16 protein-coding genes are annotated in these 15,074 nt (G+C 71.9%); 9 read left to right on the top strand and 7 right to left on the bottom strand.

The window, feature by feature from the left end; genetic code table 11:
• Positions 1 to 131: 131 nt before the first annotated feature.
• A complete protein-coding gene (locus KOI47_RS23355; protein WP_216207342.1) occupies positions 132 to 746 on the top strand; it encodes a TetR/AcrR family transcriptional regulator in 615 nt (204 codons plus the stop codon).
• Positions 747 to 812: 66 nt separating this feature from the next.
• Here the strand turns inward: KOI47_RS23355 and ppsA are convergent, their stop codons facing one another.
• From ppsA to KOI47_RS23340, 3 genes are read right to left on the bottom strand one after another with little or no spacing between them, the layout of a single operon-like run.
• Positions 813 to 3,059, bottom strand: a complete 2,247-nt coding sequence (gene ppsA / locus KOI47_RS23350) for a phosphoenolpyruvate synthase (RefSeq protein WP_216207340.1) — start codon at positions 3,057 to 3,059, stop codon at positions 813 to 815.
• A 22-nt stretch (positions 3,060 to 3,081) separates the two neighbouring features.
• Positions 3,082 to 3,642: a hypothetical protein gene (locus tag KOI47_RS23345; protein ID WP_216207337.1), complete on the bottom strand. Its 561-nt coding sequence runs from the start codon at positions 3,640 to 3,642 to the stop codon at positions 3,082 to 3,084.
• A gap of 59 nt (positions 3,643 to 3,701) precedes the next feature.
• The gene (locus KOI47_RS23340; RefSeq protein WP_216207334.1) at positions 3,702 to 4,127 is read right to left on the bottom strand and encodes an Hsp20/alpha crystallin family protein; all 426 of its coding nucleotides are present in this window, start codon (positions 4,125 to 4,127) and stop codon (positions 3,702 to 3,704) included.
• 202 nt (positions 4,128 to 4,329) lie between these two features.
• Here KOI47_RS23340 and KOI47_RS23335 point away from each other — a divergent pair, with 202 nt between their 5' ends.
• The 3 genes from KOI47_RS23335 to KOI47_RS23325 all read left to right on the top strand — a co-directional run bounded on the left by KOI47_RS23335 (position 4,330) and on the right by KOI47_RS23325 (position 5,479).
• A complete protein-coding gene (locus tag KOI47_RS23335) occupies positions 4,330 to 4,626 on the top strand; it encodes a hypothetical protein (RefSeq protein ID WP_216207331.1) in 297 nt (98 codons plus the stop codon).
• A 71-nt stretch (positions 4,627 to 4,697) separates the two neighbouring features.
• Positions 4,698 to 4,961, top strand: coding sequence for a DUF1918 domain-containing protein (locus tag KOI47_RS23330; RefSeq protein WP_216207328.1), 264 nt, complete (start codon positions 4,698 to 4,700; stop codon positions 4,959 to 4,961).
• 17 nt (positions 4,962 to 4,978) lie between these two features.
• Positions 4,979 to 5,479 carry a universal stress protein gene (locus KOI47_RS23325; RefSeq protein ID WP_216207326.1) on the top strand — a complete coding sequence of 167 codons (501 nt, stop codon included), beginning with the start codon at positions 4,979 to 4,981 and terminating at the stop codon, positions 5,477 to 5,479.
• Here KOI47_RS23325 and KOI47_RS23320 read toward each other — a convergent pair.
• From KOI47_RS23320 to KOI47_RS23305, 4 genes are read right to left on the bottom strand one after another with little or no spacing between them, the layout of a single operon-like run.
• Complete coding sequence (locus KOI47_RS23320) at positions 5,451 to 6,713, bottom strand: hemolysin family protein (protein WP_216207322.1); 1,263 nt, start codon at positions 6,711 to 6,713, stop codon at positions 5,451 to 5,453. The two genes, KOI47_RS23325 and KOI47_RS23320, sit on opposite strands and share 29 nt — an antisense overlap.
• Before the next feature lie 28 nt (positions 6,714 to 6,741).
• On the bottom strand, positions 6,742 to 7,413 hold the full coding sequence (locus tag KOI47_RS23315; protein WP_232376191.1) for a CBS domain-containing protein: 672 nt from the start codon (positions 7,411 to 7,413) through the stop codon (positions 6,742 to 6,744).
• A 58-nt stretch (positions 7,414 to 7,471) separates the two neighbouring features.
• The gene (locus KOI47_RS23310; RefSeq protein WP_216207319.1) at positions 7,472 to 8,092 is read right to left on the bottom strand and encodes a CBS domain-containing protein; all 621 of its coding nucleotides are present in this window, start codon (positions 8,090 to 8,092) and stop codon (positions 7,472 to 7,474) included.
• Between the two features lie 15 nt (positions 8,093 to 8,107).
• Positions 8,108 to 9,199 (bottom strand): acetate/propionate family kinase, encoded by a 1,092-nt coding sequence (locus tag KOI47_RS23305; protein WP_216207316.1) that lies wholly within the window; start codon positions 9,197 to 9,199, stop codon positions 8,108 to 8,110.
• 207 nt (positions 9,200 to 9,406) lie between these two features.
• Here KOI47_RS23305 and KOI47_RS23300 point away from each other — a divergent pair, with 207 nt between their 5' ends.
• The 5 genes from KOI47_RS23300 to KOI47_RS23280 are packed head-to-tail and all read left to right on the top strand — an operon-like array spanning position 9,407 to position 15,070.
• Entirely contained in the window at positions 9,407 to 10,393 is a 987-nt protein-coding gene (locus KOI47_RS23300; RefSeq protein WP_216207313.1) for an Acg family FMN-binding oxidoreductase, read from the top strand.
• Positions 10,387 to 11,340 carry a nitroreductase family protein gene (locus KOI47_RS23295; protein WP_216207310.1) on the top strand — a complete coding sequence of 318 codons (954 nt, stop codon included), beginning with the start codon at positions 10,387 to 10,389 and terminating at the stop codon, positions 11,338 to 11,340. Before KOI47_RS23300 ends, KOI47_RS23295 begins: the two co-directional genes overlap by 7 nt.
• Positions 11,337 to 12,251 (top strand): universal stress protein, encoded by a 915-nt coding sequence (locus KOI47_RS23290; protein WP_216207307.1) that lies wholly within the window; start codon positions 11,337 to 11,339, stop codon positions 12,249 to 12,251. The genes KOI47_RS23295 and KOI47_RS23290 overlap by 4 nt, the downstream gene beginning before the upstream one ends.
• A gap of 3 nt (positions 12,252 to 12,254) precedes the next feature.
• The gene (locus KOI47_RS23285) at positions 12,255 to 12,698 is read left to right on the top strand and encodes a hypothetical protein (protein ID WP_216207304.1); all 444 of its coding nucleotides are present in this window, start codon (positions 12,255 to 12,257) and stop codon (positions 12,696 to 12,698) included.
• Entirely contained in the window at positions 12,695 to 15,070 is a 2,376-nt protein-coding gene (locus KOI47_RS23280; protein WP_216207301.1) for a phosphoketolase family protein, read from the top strand. The genes KOI47_RS23285 and KOI47_RS23280 overlap by 4 nt, the downstream gene beginning before the upstream one ends.
• Positions 15,071 to 15,074: the final 4 nt, after the last annotated feature.

The following is a 15,074-nucleotide window of genomic DNA, read 5'->3' as shown; positions in this document are numbered from 1 at the left end:
CTGGGGAGCACGTCGCCAATAAGATACTTATGCGTATCTTATTGCTTTGAGTCTACGACGACGGGTTAAGATACGCAAGCGACTCTAATTACCTGGAAGAAAGTCTCGATCAGACACGTCTGGGGGTCGTGGTGAGCCAGCGAGGTACGGAGACCACTCCTACCCGGCGCAGGGGTGCCGCCCTGGAGAACGCGATCACTGATGCCGCCTGGGAGGTGCTGGTCGAGCAGGGCTACAACGGCCTCACCTTCGAGACCGTCGCGGCGCGCGCCGGAACCAGCAAACCGGTGCTCTACCGGCGCTGGCCACGGCGCGAGGATCTGCTGCTCGCCACCCTCGCCCGGCACTGGCGTCCGCTCGACATCCCCGACACCGGAAGCCTGCGCCAGGACGCGCTCACCCTCCTGCGCACGGTCAACGCCGATCGAGCCCGCATGCTGATACTCATGCGCATCCAGCTCGCGGACTACTTCCGGGAGACCGGAACCACCTTCGGCCACCTGCGCAGCCGCCTCCGCCCGGCGGACCAGACGCCCCCTTTCGCGCGGCTCGTCGCCCGCGCGGTCGAGCGCGGCGAGCTCACGGATGTGCCGCGATCCGAACGCGTGGTGAACCTGCCCTTCGACCTGGTGCGCCACGACATGCTGATGAGCATGGACGCGGTGCCGGACGAGACGATCGTCGAGGTCGTGGACGCGGTGTGGCTGCCCCTCCTCGGCTCGTCGCCCCACGGCGCGCGGACATGACGCTGAGCCCCACGACGGCGACCGAGACAACTCCCGAGCCGCGGTGGACACCGGGAACTTCGGCCTTCAACACGGCCTGAGGGGCCGGGCCGCGTCCAGCAGCAGGCGGCGCTCGGCGGCGGCGACGGCCTGCCGGGCTGCGGGCACGGCATCGGCGTTGACCGAGATGGAGGTGATGCCCGCCCGCACCAGGTGCTCGGTGAACGCGGGGTCCTGCGAGGGCGCCTGGCCGCACAGCGAGGAGGTGATCCCGGCCTCGTGGCAGGCGCGCACGATCCGGCCGATCGTGTCGAGCACGGCCGGGTCGGCCTCGTCGAACAGTTCGGCGCACAGCTGGGAGTCCCGGTCGACGCCGAGCATGAGCTGAGTGAGGTCGTTGCTGCCGATGGACACGCCGTCGATACCCATGCGGGCGTACTCACCGATCCAGTAGACCGCCGAGGGGACCTCGGCCATCACCCACCGGCGCAGCCCGCGCTGCCTGCCCAGCGGGCTGGCAGCGATGAGCTCGAGGCAGGCCGCCAGCTCCCACCGGGTGCGCACGAACGGCAGCATCAGGTGCAGGTTCGGCGTCTGCTCGCGGACATCGGCCAGGGTGCGCAGTTCGAGCCGGAACAGTTCGGGGTCGCGCACGTACCGGTAGCAGCCGCGGTAACCGATCATCGGGTTGTGTTCCTCCGGTTCGGCCTCCTTGCCGCCCGCGAGGTCACGGAACTCGTTGGTGCGGAAGTCGGTGGCCCGGTAGATCACGGGGCGCGGGTGGAAGGCGCGGGTGATGCGCAGCAGCGAGGCGGAAAGGGCGGCGACGAACTCCTCCGCGCCCCGGTCCGCAAGGAAGTCGCGGGGGTGCCTGCCGGCCAGTGCCTCGGTGAGCATGAACTCGGCACGCAACAGTCCCACCCCGTCCACCGGTAGTGCCGCCACCCGCTCGGCCTGTTCGGGCAGGGCGAGATTGACGTAGAGCCTGGTCGCCAGCGCTTCCACCGCGGCGGGTTGCGGCGGGGCGGCAACGGCGGCGGTGCGCGCGGGGGTGTGGCCGGTGGCCGCGGCCCGGATCGTGCCTGCCCCGCCGTCCACGGTGACGAGTTGCCCCTCGTGCAGGTCGCGGGTCGCCGAGCGGGTGCCGACGACACAGGGTACCGCGAGCTCACGGGCGACGATGGCGGCGTGGCAGGTCATCCCGCCCTGGTCGGTGACGAGCGCGCCGGCGCGGCGGATCGCGGGCATCCAGTCCGGGTTGGTCATCTCCGCGACCAGGATCTCGCCCGGCCGCAACCGATCCTCCTCGGCAGGGGTACGCAGGATCCGCACCGCCCCGGTGGCCGCGCCCGGGGCGGCGGGCAGGCCGGAGACCAGCACCTCCTCCGGCGGCGCTGCGGTGTGCGTGGCCAGGGTGGTGATCGGCCGGGTCTGCACCAGCCAGGTGCGCCCGGCGCCGATCACCCACTCGATGTCCTGCGGCCTGCCGTAGTGCTGCTCGACCCGCGTCGCCAGCCGGGCGAGCTCGACCGCCTCGGCCGGGCGCAGCACCGGCTCGTGCCCACGTGCGTCGAGATCCACCCGGTGCTCACCGCCATCCGCGGCACGCACGAGCTGGTAGTCCTGCCTGCCCGTCCTGGTGCGGAGCACCGTGAAGTCCTGTTTGGACAGAATGTAGGTGTCCGGTTCCACGGCACCGGAGACCAGTACTTCGCCGAGTCCGTACACCGCCTCGACGACGATCCGGTCCCGGTCTCCCGTGGACGGATCTGCCGTGAAGATCACCCCGGCCCGTTCGGCGTCGACCATCCGTTGCACGACCACGGCGATGGCAGGTTCCGCGGTGACCCCCCGTTCACCGCGGTAGGCCAGCGAGCGAGCCCCGAACAGCGACTCCCAGCAGTCCAGCACGTGCTCCAGCAGCGCGTCCTCGCCGACGGAGTTGGTGATGGTGCGGTTCATTCCCGCGAACGAGTCGCCGGTGCCGTCCTCACCGACGGCAGAGGAACGCACCGCGACCGGCACGCCGGTGCCGAGCGAGCGGTACGCGCGCCGGATCTCGGCCGCCATCTCGGTGGGGATCCCGGCCTTGCGGACCAGGTGACGCAACCGCTCGGACTCGGCCGCGGGGTCGGGCCTGCCGGTGACCTCCCGGAGCTCGGTGCGCACGCCAGCCGCGTCCATCGCGGAAAGGTACGCAGGAGCGGTGACCACGAAGCCCGGTGGGACGGGCATGCCGGCTGCGGTCAGCTCGCCGAGGTTGGCTCCCTTCCCGCCGGCAAGCGCGGCGTCGGGAAGGCTCAGTTCGGACAGCGGGACGACGTGCGATGCCATGGTTCCTCCGTCGGTACCGGGTTCATGCGAGCGGGGCTGGCGCGGCGCCGAGGGCGGTCGCCGCCGCCTCGATGGCTTTCAGCGTCGCGTTCTGGGCGGGACCGACCAGCGGAGCCAGCAGCCGCCAGTACCGGAGCCACCGGGGCCAGCAGGCCGGGTCGGCGAGCACGATCCGGAGCTCGTGGGTGAGCAGGCCGCGCCGCCTGCCGTAGGGCAGAACGGAGATTCCCGCGGCGATCTTGCCGTAGCCGGGCTCCTCGAACTCGCGGAAGTCCCGCGGATCGACCTGGAGCCATTGGCCGGACCATGGCGGTAACCGGACCGCGGCGCCGAGCACCAGCTCCATGCCTGGCCGCTCGCCGAGCACCACCCAGCGGGCGGTGGAGCCACCTGGTTCCGGTCCGGACCGGTGGCAGCGGGGCCACGGCGGCCGGGTGAGATCGAGTTCGTGGATCGCCGCGTACACCTCATCCGGCGCGGCGTTCACGATCCGGTGCCGCGCGCTGCCGAACTGGCTGTGCGGGACAAACTGGTCGAGCAGCAGCGCCGGTGTGCGCACTGGTCGCGGGTCGGCGAGTGTCATGATCCTCTCCCGTCCGGGGATATGCCGGTGGTGGCCGGCAAGGCCACCACCGGCCGGTGTTACTTCTGCTCGGTGACCTCGATGTGCTTGGGGGCGTCCTGCTGCTCGGCCAGCGGGATGGTGAGGGTCAGGATGCCGTCGGCGTAGTCGGCGCTGATGCCGTCCTCCTGCGCTCCCGCTGGCAGCGAGACGGTCCGGCTGAACGACCCGTAGCGGAACTCCGAGTGTCCCTTGCCGGATGTGTGCTCCGAACGCTCCGTCTCGATCGTGAGTAGTCCGTTGTGCACGGACACGTTCAGGTCCTTCGCGGCGACGCCGGGAATCTCGGCTCGTAACACGTACGTGCCGTCCTGGGTCTCGTCCTCGATCCGGATCGCGTGCGTGTCCAGCAGCGGCCGCCGCCCGGTGAACGGCAGGAAGGAGTCGAAGAACTCGGCGAAGTCGGGCAGGGCCGGGCGGGTGCGCCTGCGAACGGGAAGGCTCATCGTGTTTCCTCCTCGGGTTGGTGCCGGTTGTGACCTGCCCGATCCCACCGCGACCGGACAGGTCGCGGGTAGTGCCATCGGCCACCTGCCGCGGTGACCTCCGGCAGGACGTTCGGCTGCCGCCTGGGGTCCAAAGTCCCTACAACCCGCTGGGGCGCGGATCACAGTCGTGGTGACAGCGAGAAACGGGAGGTCACCGGAGATGAGCGAACCGCCATCGGCCGCGCTGGCGGTGCTGTTGCTGCGGATGCTGGCGGCCCTTCCGGTCGCCGCGGCCGCCGGCTCGGAGACCTGCACCCACCAGCGTGCGCAGGCCGTGCGGCAGGCGGCGGAACGGCACCGGGCCGTCGCCGTGCTGCTGGCCGCCGCGCCCGCGATGCCGGGGCAGGCGGGCGGCTCGCCGGTCCGGATGGAGGCCGAGGTTCCCGCCCGCTGGCAGCTACCCGACGGCAGCAGTCGAGAGGGCACGGTGACCGTCGCCAAGGGGACGGTGCGGTGAGTTCCGGGCTGTGGCTCGCCATCTGGGTGTGGCTCGCGATCAGCGGCAGTACGGAGCTATGAGGAGGAATGATGCGCGCATGTCAGGGCGACTGGCTGGTGGTGAAGGGTGCCGTCGTGGGCAATCCCGACCAGCGGGGCCAGATCGTGGAGGTACGCGGGCCGGACGGCGCACCGCCCTATGTGGTGCGGTGGCTGGCCGACGACCACGTGTCGGTGCTGTTTCCCGGACCGGACGCGCAGGTGGTGAGCAGGCAGGAGCAGGCCCGGCTGGACGACGAGGCCCGTGCGCGGCTGGCCCGCAGGTTTACCCCGGCGCCCGGTGCGCCGCACTGATCGAGGAGGCAGGTCCCATGTACACCGACTCGACGGCATCGACCCTGACGAACTTTCCGCCTGATGACGGCACGGCGCGGATCGTGGTCGGAGTGAGCGGATCCGCCACCAGCCAGCAGGCCTTGCGGTGGGCGCTGCGCGTGGCGGGCGAACGGGGGTGCATGGTGCACGCCGTGAACGTGTGGAGTCCGGGCACGATGGCGGACTTCGTGTGGCACGACGCGCGCAGGCTGCGGTGGGAGGCACGGTCGCTGCTGCGGCACGCGATCGCCAGCGCGCGCACCGCGACCGGTTCCAGGGCCGTCGTCGTCGCCGTCAACCGGTCAGGGCCGGTGGCACCGGCCCTGGTGGACGCGGCACGGGATGCCGAGCTGCTGGTGCTCGGCGGCAGGCAGCGGCGCCGCCAGGACGGCGGTAACCGGATCGGTGCTGCCTGCCATACCCTTTCCGGCACGCCGATCGTGGTGGTTCCCGAGGAAGGGGCCTTGCTCAGCCGGCACGCAGCCGTACCTCGGTGATGGCGTGCCCGGCGAGGGCGGCGACCTCGATCGTCCACCCGTTTACCGTGATCAGCTCCCCCGGCGCCTGCGGGATGTGGCCGAGCACGACTAGCACCAGGCCCGCGATCGTCGTGTAGTCACCGTTGGGCAGGTCGCCGAGCCGCACGCCGATATCGGCCAGGTCGTGCACCGGGAACGTTCCGGGTACGGTCAGGGTCCCGTCATCGTCGGCGCGGGCTGCTGCGACATCGCCGTCGGTCTCGTCGTAGATCTCCCCGACGATCTCCTCCAGCAGGTCCTCGAGCGTGACGATCCCGTCGATCGTGCCGCGTTCGCCCACGACCAGCCCGAACCGCTGCCGTTCTTCCTTGAACCGGCGCAACGCCTCCGATACGCGCAGCGTGTCGGGCAGCAGCATCGGCGGGCGCGCCGCCTGCGCGGCCGTGGCGTGGTCGCCGAACAGGTCGCGCAGGCCCACCACACCGGCCGCATCGTCCAAACCGGACGGCGGTACGACCGGCGCCCGCGAATGGCCGGAGCGAGCGAGTTCCGCTCGGGCCTGTTCCACCGGAAGGTCCGCGGGCAGCGTGAACACCATCCCGCGCGGCCGCAGCACCCTGCGCAGTACCCGTTCGTTGATCTCCAGTGCACCGGTGATGATCGTCCGCTGCTCCTTGGTCAGACCACGATGTCCGGCAACCAGGTCGCGCAGCTCACCGGTGGAGAGCTGTTCCCGCGCCGCCCGCGGGTCGCCCCCGAAGGTCCGCACCGTGAGGTCGGTGGCCTTGCTCAGCAACCACACCGCGGGCCGGGACAGCGTGGCCAGCCGGTCCAGCGGGCGTGCCACCAGCAGGGCCCACCGCAGCGCATGCTGCATCGCCAGCCGCTTCGGTGCCAGCTCGCCCAGCACCAGGGTGAGAAAAGCCAGCGCCAGGGTGACCAGCGTGATCGCCGCAGGCGCTGCGGCCCGGCCCAGCCATGCCAGCAGCGGCACCAGCGGCTGCGCCAGGGTCACCGCCGCGGTCGCCGAGGCCAGGAACCCGGCCAGGGTGATGCCGATCTGGATCGTGGCGAGAAAGCGGTTCGGGTCCCTGGCAAGGCGCACCACCGCCCTTGCGCTCCGGTCCGGGCTGCGCTCCAGCCGCCGGAGTTGCCCCTCCCGCAGTGAGATCAGCGCGACCTCGCTGCCGGAGAACACCGCGTTCGCCAGCACCAGCACACCCAGCAGCAGGGTCAGCCCGATGCCGTCCACTTTCGCCCCATCCGTTCTCCGGCCCGGGTCACCAGTGCCTGCGGCCCGCGGATTCGCCCCACACGTAGTCCAGGCGGTTGCGCACGCCGACCACCCCGGGTACGAGCTCGGTGAGCCTGCCCGCGGTGCGCACCTCTGCTTTGCTGCCTAGCCTGCCGAGCAGCGTGACCGCGCCGTGCCGCACGCTGACCCCGACGCTGAGCGGGTCCACGCCCAGTGCGCGCTCGAACACCTCACGCCGGACATCCGCGCCGAGCTGCTCGTCGGAGCGCAGGAACACGGCGATCAGGTCGCGCCGGGCCAGCACACCGGCCAGCACGTCCCCGCGGAGCACGAAGAGCCTGCGCAGCCCGCTGCGCGCCAGCATCCGCGCCGCCTCGGGCAGCGGCGTGCCGGCAGGCACCGCGTGTACCGGCGCGGTCATCAGGTCCGCCGCGGTGTGGGCGCGGGCCTTCCGGCGCCGCTCCCGATCCCGGTGCCTGCCGAAGGGGGACGACCGTGCGCCGGCTCCGGCGTACTCCTCCTTGGCCAGCAGGTCGGCCTCGGAGACCACGCCGACCGGCCTGCCGTCCGCATCGACGACGGGTAAGGCGCTGATCCGGTGGGTGGCGAGCAGGCGGACGATCTCGGTGAACTCGGTTTCCGGGCCGACGGCGAACGCAGGCGTCGTCATCAGGTCGGCGACGGTGAGGTCCCGCACGGGTTGCTCCTCGGTCTCGTCAGGGTATGTTCGTCAGCGTTACCGCCGGGCAGGGTGTTCAGGATCGGGACTCCGTGCACTCGGCCGCGGAGACGCATTCGGCCCTGATCACCCCGACGACGCCTTCGGCGAGCACGGTCGCGACCTGGCGGTCCACCGCGCTGTCCAGCGCGTCCACGATGGTGGCCGCGCCGTCATGTACCTCCACCTGCCAGCGGCTCGGCCCACCGAAGAAGGCGAGCCTGCGGCGGATGTCGCGGGCCAGCGCCTCGTCGTCCCTGCCGAGCGCACGGATGAGGTCGCGCCGGGTGACGATGCCGCGTACCCGGTTTCCGCGCACGGCGGGCACGCTGCGGATCCGCAGGTCGAGCATCAGCCGGACCAGATCGACCACATCGGACTCGGTGCTGACCGACCGCACGGTCGTGGTCATCACCTCGCCCACCGTGCCGGGCGCGGCCGGGTCCGTCTCCGGAGGCGGTGGGGGCAGGGTCCGGTCCCGTGGGAAGCGGTCGCGCATCAGGTCGGCTTCGGTGACGATGCCGACCAGGCCCTCCTGGTCGTCCACCACGGGCAGCGCGGTGTAGCCGTAATGCGCGAGCAGACCTGCCGCCTTGCGGACCGGGCAGTCGGCGGTCACCGTGACCACCGGGGTGCTCATCACGTCGCGTACTCGCATGGGTCGGTTCCTCCTTCAGGTTCGGCTCGGGGCGAGCAGCTGCCCGGCCTGCCGGGCCAGTTCGAGTTCTTCCCGTGCCGCGATCAGCAGCACGGGCACCGCCGCGGCGGCGGGGCTGAGCAGCCGGTCGCCCTGCCCCGCGAGCCGGCCGGGGTCGGTGCTCAGCCCGAGCACGCCGAGGCCGTCGAGGAGCCTGCCGAGCAGCACCGGCTGGTGTTCGGCGACGCCACCGGTGCACACCAGGGCATCCAGCCGGTCGAGGCTGGTCGCGGCGGCGCCGATCTCGCGGCGCAGCCGGTGCAGGTACACCGCCACCGCGGCCTCGGCGTCCCGGTCGCCCTCGGCGCAGGCGGCCAGTACGGCACGCAGGTCGCCGGAGGTGCCGGTCATCCCGGCCAGCCCGGAACGGTGGTGCAGAACCTCGGCGAGCTCCCGTACGTCGGTGACGCCGGTGCGCAGCAGGTGCAGCAGCAGACCGGGGTCGACCGAGCCGGACCGGGTGGCCATCACCGCGCCCTCGACCGGGGTGAAGCCCATGGAGGTGTCCACGCTCGCGCCGTGCCGGATGGCGGTCACCGACACCCCGGAGCCGAGGTGGCAGCACAGCAGCCGCAGCGCATCCGGTGCGCGATCGAGCAGCTCCGCGGCGCGGCGCAGCGCGTACTGGCAGGACAGCCCGTGGAAGCCGTACCGGCGCAACCGGTGCCGCCGGGTCCAGGCCCGTGGCAGGGCGTAGGTGGCGGCGGCCTGCGGCAGTGCGGCGTGGAAGGCCGTGTCGAACACCGCGACGAGCGGGACCTCCGGCAACAGCCTGCGCGCGGTCCTGGCCAGGCGCAGCGAAAAGGGCTGATGCAGGGGAGCCAGTGGAACGAGCCGCTCCAGCTCGGCCAGTTCCTTCCCGTCCAGCAGTACCGGCCGGGACCGGGTGCCGCCGTGCACGAACCGGATCGCCACGGCATCCGGTGCGGGCCAGGCCGACACCGCCGCGGGCAGCGCGCCGGTGCCGGCGCCCGTGGCGTCCCTGTGCTCGCTCGCGAGCACGGCGTCCCCTTCGACCAGCGCCAGTTTCAGGCTGGCCGAACCGGGGTTGAGGGTGAGCACGCGCATGCCCCGAGCCAACCTCGCGGGTGTGGGCGCACGCAGCGGGAGGAATACCCCTGGAGAGGGGACCGCGGACCCCTCCGGCGGGGACGAAATGCCCCACCCGGCCTGTCCGGGGAACAAAGGCCCACTGATCGGGGCCGCTCGTCCCTGCCCATGGGAGGCAGCGGGCGGCGAAGGTGGGATCCATAACCCGTTCTCTGGAGAGCCGAGATGACCAGTAGCCCATCCGGGACCGGCGTGGTCCGCACCGCGCTGGAGGCCGCGACCCGCGCGCCGTCCCCGCACAACACCCAGCCGTGGCGGTTCGAGACCGGTCCGGACCGGATCGAGGTCTTCCTCGACCGGCAGCGCGTGCTGGCGGTGGCCGACCCCGCGGGGAGGGAGGCCAGGATCGCCTGCGGGGCTGCGATCCTCAACCTGCGCCTCGCGCTGGCCGCCGCTGGACAGGCCAGCGAGGTGGTCCTGCTGCCGGACCGGCAGGATCCGGACCACCTGGCCACGGTGCGGCTGACCTGGCGGCGCCAGCCCCGCACGCGGGAGCGGGAACTGGCCAGGGCGATCGGGCACCGGCGGAGCAACCGCCGCCCGTTCAGCGAGCGGCCGGTGCCAGGATGGGTCCGGGAGTCGATGGTCGAGGCCGCCCGTGCCGAGGGCGCCGAGCTGACCTTGCTGATGCACCCCGGTGATCTCGACGCGCTGGCCGCGCTGGTGCGCAGGGCCGAGCGGGTGCAGGACGAGGACCCGCTGTTCCAGGCCGAGCTGCGGCAGTGGACGAGCAACGGGGAGCCGCGTGCGGATGGCGTGCCTTCCGTCGCTGGTGGGCCCCGGCCCGCGCCGGGCAGCCTGCTCACCCTGCGCCAGTACGACGTGCACGCGCCCGTCCGGCCCTACGAAGGCGAGGTGCTGGTCGGCGTGCTCGGTTCCAGCACCGACACCCCGCTGGCGCAGCTGCGTTCCGGGATGGCGTTGCAGCGGGTGCTGCTCACCGGAACCACCGCCGGGATCAGTGCCTCCTTCCTGGCCCAGCCCGTCGAGCTGCCGGACACCCGCGCCGCGCTGCGCAGCCTGCTCGGCGGGCACATGCATCCGCAGGCGGTGCTGCGGTTCGGTTATGGCTTCACCGCGCCGGCCACCAGGCGCAGGCCGGTCGAGTCCGTGGCGCGGGAGGCCGAGCGAGGGGAGGAGGCATCGTGCTGACCTGGTCCAGCAGCGAGGTCGCTGCGCTGGTGCGTGCCGTGAGCAGGGCGCCTTCGGTGCACCACACCCAGCCGTGGACGGTTGAGGTGCGTACCGAGTTCGCCGACCTCCATGAACAGCCGGTGGCGCTGCCCCGGCACGATCCCGAGGGCCGGGACCGCGTGCTGTCCTGCGGTGCGGCGCTGACCAACCTGGAGCTGGCCGTGCGGGTGCTCGGCCAGGACACCGCGACCACCGTGCTGCCCACCCCCGCCGAGCCTACCCTGCTGGCCAGGGTGCACGCGCGCGGCGGGAGGACGGCCACCTCCGCGGAGGCGGCCGAGTACGCGGCGATCTTCCGGCGCCGCAGCCACCGGGAACCGTTCGCGCTGCGCCCGGTCCGGGCGGGAGTGTTGCGTGCGCTGACCGACGTGGCCGTGCTGCCGGAAGCGCGGGTCCGGGTCGTGGACCCGGCGACCGAGTCGCGGGCGGTGGCCGGCCTGCTGGGCTACGCCGCCTCGGTGTACCACGACGATCCGGCCTACCAGCGGGAGCTGGCCGCATGGAGCCACGGTTTCCCGCAACCACCCACAGTGGACTCGACGCTGCCGTGGGCCGGCCTGGTGCGCAGGGAAACCCGGCTGCCGGACGAGCTCACCCTCGCCGACCGGCTGGCGAGGGAACGGCTGCTCATCGTGCACACCCCTGGCGACTCGCGCCGGGACCACCTGCTGGCGGGCGCGGCCATGCAGCATCTCTGGCTCACCGCGGTGGGCAAGGGTCTGGTGGCTTCGGTACTGACCCAGCCGCTGCACCTGGACGAGGTGCGTACCGGGCTGGCCGAGCGTCTTGCGCTCGGCGGCTTCCCGCAGCTGATCCTGCGCGTGGGCTGGCCCGCGCGCGCCGACGAATACCGCACACCTGTCGCCGCCCGCGCGCGGCGAGACCGTTCAAGGAGTTCACGATGACCGATATCGCGACACGCAGGCTGATCCTGGTCGGGGTGGACGGATCCCCCTCCGCCCAGCACGCCGTGCGCTGGGCCGCGCTGGAAGCACGGCGGCGCCAGGCACCACTGTGCCTTTTCCACGCCTGCTACGTGCCTCCCACGACGCCGTACGTCCCGGTGTCGCTGCCGCGCAGCTACCGGGACGCGCTGCTCGAGCAGGGCAGGGAGTGGCTGGTGGAAGCCGAGCGGGTGGCCGTGCGTGCCGCCCCGGAGGTTCCCGTCCGCACGGACCTGCGTATCGGCCAGGCCGCCGAGCAGCTGATCCACGAGTCCGCATCGGCGGGCCTGGTCGTGCTCGGTTCCCGTGGACTCGGCGGGTTCAGCGGGTTGCTGGTCGGCTCCACCGCCGTGGCGCTGGCCGCGCATGGCCACTGCCCGGTCGTGGTGGTGCGCGGCCGCACCCTGGACGCCGCACCGCCGGAGTCCGGACCGGTGGTGGTCGGGGTGGACGGCTCGCCGGCCAGTGAAGCCGCGGTGGGGTTCGCCTTCGAGGCCGCCGGCTCGCGGGGCGTGCCGCTGGTGGCGGTGCACACCTGGAACGACCTGACCATGGGCGACACCTGGGCGGTTGCACCGCTCGGCCTTGACTACGACCGGATCGCCGAGGACGAGCGCGGGCTGCTGGCCGAGCGGCTGGCCGGATGGCAGGAGAAGTACCCGGAGGTCGAGCTGGTGCAGCACACCATCAAGGACCGGCCGGTGCGTGGCCTGCTGACCCAGGCCGAGGGGGCCCAGCTGATCGTGGTCGGCTCCCGAGGTCTTGGTGGCTTGCGCGGCATGTTCATGGGCTCGACCAGCCAGGCACTGCTGCACCACAGCGAATGTCCGGTGGCAGTGGTGCGGCCGGACCGTACCGATGCGGAGGAATGAGACATGGACGTCCTGGTGACCGAATCGAAGTTCGGCGATGCCGACGCAATCGCCGCACGCCTGCGCGCGGAGGGGTGCACCGTGCACACCTGCCACAGCGATATGGGAATCTGCCGGGCATTGGCGCCGGGGGCGGGATGCCCGCTGGACGGCCCCTATCCGGTCGGGCTCATGGTCGACGTCCGCTCCGGCGAGGAGCACCTGACCGCACGGGAGTTCGGGGTCGTCTGCGCCCTGCGCGCCGGGCTGCAGGTGGTGCTGGTGCCTGCCGAGCCGGGGCTTCCGGTTCCGGTTCCGCCCGGCCTGCGGCAGCGCACCACCCTCGCCACCGCCGACCAGCTCGTGGACACCTGCCGGCATGCGTTGCGCACCGAGGCCTGCCGGACCGGGCGGCAGTACCTCCGGCCCGCGGACACGGCGGCCCGCGGCCAGGGGAGGCGGGCATGACCGTCACCGTCCCGAGTCCGGTTCCGGTAACAGAAACCGAACTGTCGCATGTGGACGCCCAGTGGCGGGCGGCGAACTACCTTTCGGTTGGCCAGATCTACCTGCTGGACAACCCGCTGCTGCGCCGGCCGCTGCGCCAGGAGGACGTCAAACCGCGGTTGCTCGGCCACTGGGGCACCTCGCCGGGACTGACCTTCGTCTACGCGCATCTCAACCGTGCGATCCGCGCACACGAGGCGAAGGTGCTGTTCGTGACCGGGCCGGGGCACGGCGGTCCGGCCCTGCTGGCGCACACCTGGCTGGAGGGCAGCTACTCCGAGCGCTGGCCGGAGGTGCCGCGCGATGCCGAGGGGATGCGCAGGCTGTTCCGCCAGTTCTCCTTTCCTGGCGGGGTGCCCAGTCATGTGGCACCCGAGGTGCCTGGTTCCATCCATGAGGGTGGCGAGCTGGGCTACTCGCTGGCGCATGCGTTCGGCGCGGCCTTCGACAACCCGGAGCTGATCGTGGCCTGCGTCGTCGGCGACGGCGAGGCCGAGACCGGCCCGCTGGCAGCGAGCTGGCACGGCACGACCTTCCTCGACCCGGTGCACGACGGGGCGGTGCTGCCGATCCTGCACCTGAACGGCTACAAGATCGCCAACCCGACCGTGCTGTCCCGCATCCCGGCCGAGGACCTGGACCGCCTGCTGCGCGGCCACGGCTACGCACCTCACTACGTCGAGGGTCACGAGCCGGAGGCGATGCACCGGACCATGGCCGCGGTGCTGGACGAGGTGTTCGCCGAGATCCGCCGGATCCAGCATGCGGCCCGCACCGGCGCGGCCGGGGGAGACCGGGTGCGGTGGCCGATGATCGTGCTGCGCAGCCCGAAGGGGTGGACCGGTCCGTCCATCGTGGACGGTGTCGCGGTGGAAGGGACGTGGCGGTCGCATCAGGTGCCGTTGCCCGCGGTGCGGGACAACCCCGAGCACCTGCACGAGCTGGAACGGTGGCTGCGCTCCTACCGGCCGGAGGAGTTGTTCGACGAGCACGGCGTGCCAACGGCGGCCGTACGCGCGCTGCTTCCCACGGGCGAGCTGCGGATGGGCGCCAGCCCGCACGCCAACGGCGGCGAACTGCTGCGGCCGCTGGCCTTGCCCGCGGTGGCCGGGTACGCCGTTGCGGTGCCGGCCCCAGGTGCGACCAGTGCCGAACCGACCAGGGTGCTTGGCGATTACCTTCGCGAGGTGGTCGCGGGCAACCCGGATAACTTCCGGCTGTTCGGACCGGACGAGACGGCGTCCAATCGGTTGGGCGCCGTGTATGAGGTGACCGGCAAGGCATGGCAGGCCGCGATCGACCCGGTCGACGAGCACCTTTCCCGGCACGGCCGGGTGCTCGAGGTGCTTTCCGAGCACCTGTGCCAGGGCTGGCTGGAGGGCTACCTGCTGACCGGGCGGCACGGCATGTTCTCCTGCTACGAGGCCTTCGTGCACATCGTCGACTCGATGCTCAACCAGCACGTCAAATGGCTGAAGACGCATCGTGCGATCCCGTGGCGGCGCCCGGTCGCGTCCCTGAACTACCTGCTGACCTCCCATGTGTGGCGGCAGGACCACAACGGTTTCTCCCATCAGGACCCGGGGTTCATCGACCACGTCGCGAACAAGAGCGCCGAGGTGGTGCGGGTGTACCTGCCGCCGGACGCGAACACCCTGCTGTGCGTGGCGCGGCACTGCCTCGCGGGCCGTGACTACGTCAACGTCATTGTTGCAGGCAAGAACGACACCCCGAACTGGCTCGACCCGGAACAGGCCGCGCTGCACTGTGCCCGCGGCGCGAGCATCTGGGAGTGGGCTGGCACCTCGGCGGGCACCGAGCCCGCGGTGGTGCTCGGCTGCGCCGGGGACGCGCCGACCCTCGAGGTGCTGGCCGCGGCCTCGCTGCTGCGCGAACACCTGCCAATGCTGGCGTTCCGGGTGGTGAACGTGGTCGACCTGATGCGGCTGCAACCGGAGAACGAGCATCCACACGGACTGTCCGACCGGGAGTTCGACGCGCTGTTCACCACCGACCGGCCGGTGATCTTCGCTTACCACGGCTATCCCTGGCTGATCCACCGCCTGGCCTACCGCCGTCGCAACCACCCCAACCTGCACGTGCGCGGCTACAAGGAGGAAGGCACCACCACCACGCCGTTCGACATGCTCGTGCGCAACAATATGGACCGTTTCCAGTTCGTGATCGACGTGATCGACCGGGTACCGGGGCTGGCCGCGACCGCGGCCGAGCTGCGGCAGCGGATGGCCGAGTCCCGGCAGCGTCACCACGCCTGGATCCGCGCGCACGGCGAGGATCTGCCCGAGATCCGGGACTGGACCTGGCGGCACTGACCCC

The sequence above is a fragment of the Amycolatopsis aidingensis genome, assembly GCF_018885265.1.
GTDB classification, from domain to species: domain Bacteria; phylum Actinomycetota; class Actinomycetes; order Mycobacteriales; family Pseudonocardiaceae; genus Amycolatopsis; species Amycolatopsis aidingensis.
The sequence above is the reverse complement of the archived record's forward strand: the minus strand, read 5'-3'. Positions and strand labels throughout refer to the sequence as shown.

Excerpts from the sequence above, each read along its gene's own strand:
- KOI47_RS23285 (WP_216207304.1), top strand. The coding sequence starts at position 12,255 with ATGGACGTCCTGGTGACCGAATCGAAGTTCGGCGATGCCGACGCAATC.
- KOI47_RS23345 (WP_216207337.1), bottom strand. The coding sequence starts at position 3,642 with ATGACACTCGCCGACCCGCGACCAGTGCGCACACCGGCGCTGCTGCTC.
- KOI47_RS23280 (WP_216207301.1), top strand. The coding sequence starts at position 12,695 with ATGACCGTCACCGTCCCGAGTCCGGTTCCGGTAACAGAAACCGAACTG.
- KOI47_RS23325 (WP_216207326.1), top strand. The coding sequence starts at position 4,979 with ATGTACACCGACTCGACGGCATCGACCCTGACGAACTTTCCGCCTGAT.
- KOI47_RS23310 (WP_216207319.1), bottom strand. The coding sequence starts at position 8,092 with ATGCGAGTACGCGACGTGATGAGCACCCCGGTGGTCACGGTGACCGCC.
- KOI47_RS23290 (WP_216207307.1), top strand. The coding sequence starts at position 11,337 with ATGACCGATATCGCGACACGCAGGCTGATCCTGGTCGGGGTGGACGGA.
- KOI47_RS23305 (WP_216207316.1), bottom strand. The coding sequence starts at position 9,199 with ATGCGCGTGCTCACCCTCAACCCCGGTTCGGCCAGCCTGAAACTGGCG.
- KOI47_RS23340 (WP_216207334.1), bottom strand. The coding sequence starts at position 4,127 with ATGAGCCTTCCCGTTCGCAGGCGCACCCGCCCGGCCCTGCCCGACTTC.
- KOI47_RS23300 (WP_216207313.1), top strand. The coding sequence starts at position 9,407 with ATGACCAGTAGCCCATCCGGGACCGGCGTGGTCCGCACCGCGCTGGAG.
- KOI47_RS23330 (WP_216207328.1), top strand. The coding sequence starts at position 4,698 with ATGCGCGCATGTCAGGGCGACTGGCTGGTGGTGAAGGGTGCCGTCGTG.
- KOI47_RS23335 (WP_216207331.1), top strand. The coding sequence starts at position 4,330 with ATGAGCGAACCGCCATCGGCCGCGCTGGCGGTGCTGTTGCTGCGGATG.
- ppsA (WP_216207340.1), bottom strand. The coding sequence starts at position 3,059 with ATGGCATCGCACGTCGTCCCGCTGTCCGAACTGAGCCTTCCCGACGCC.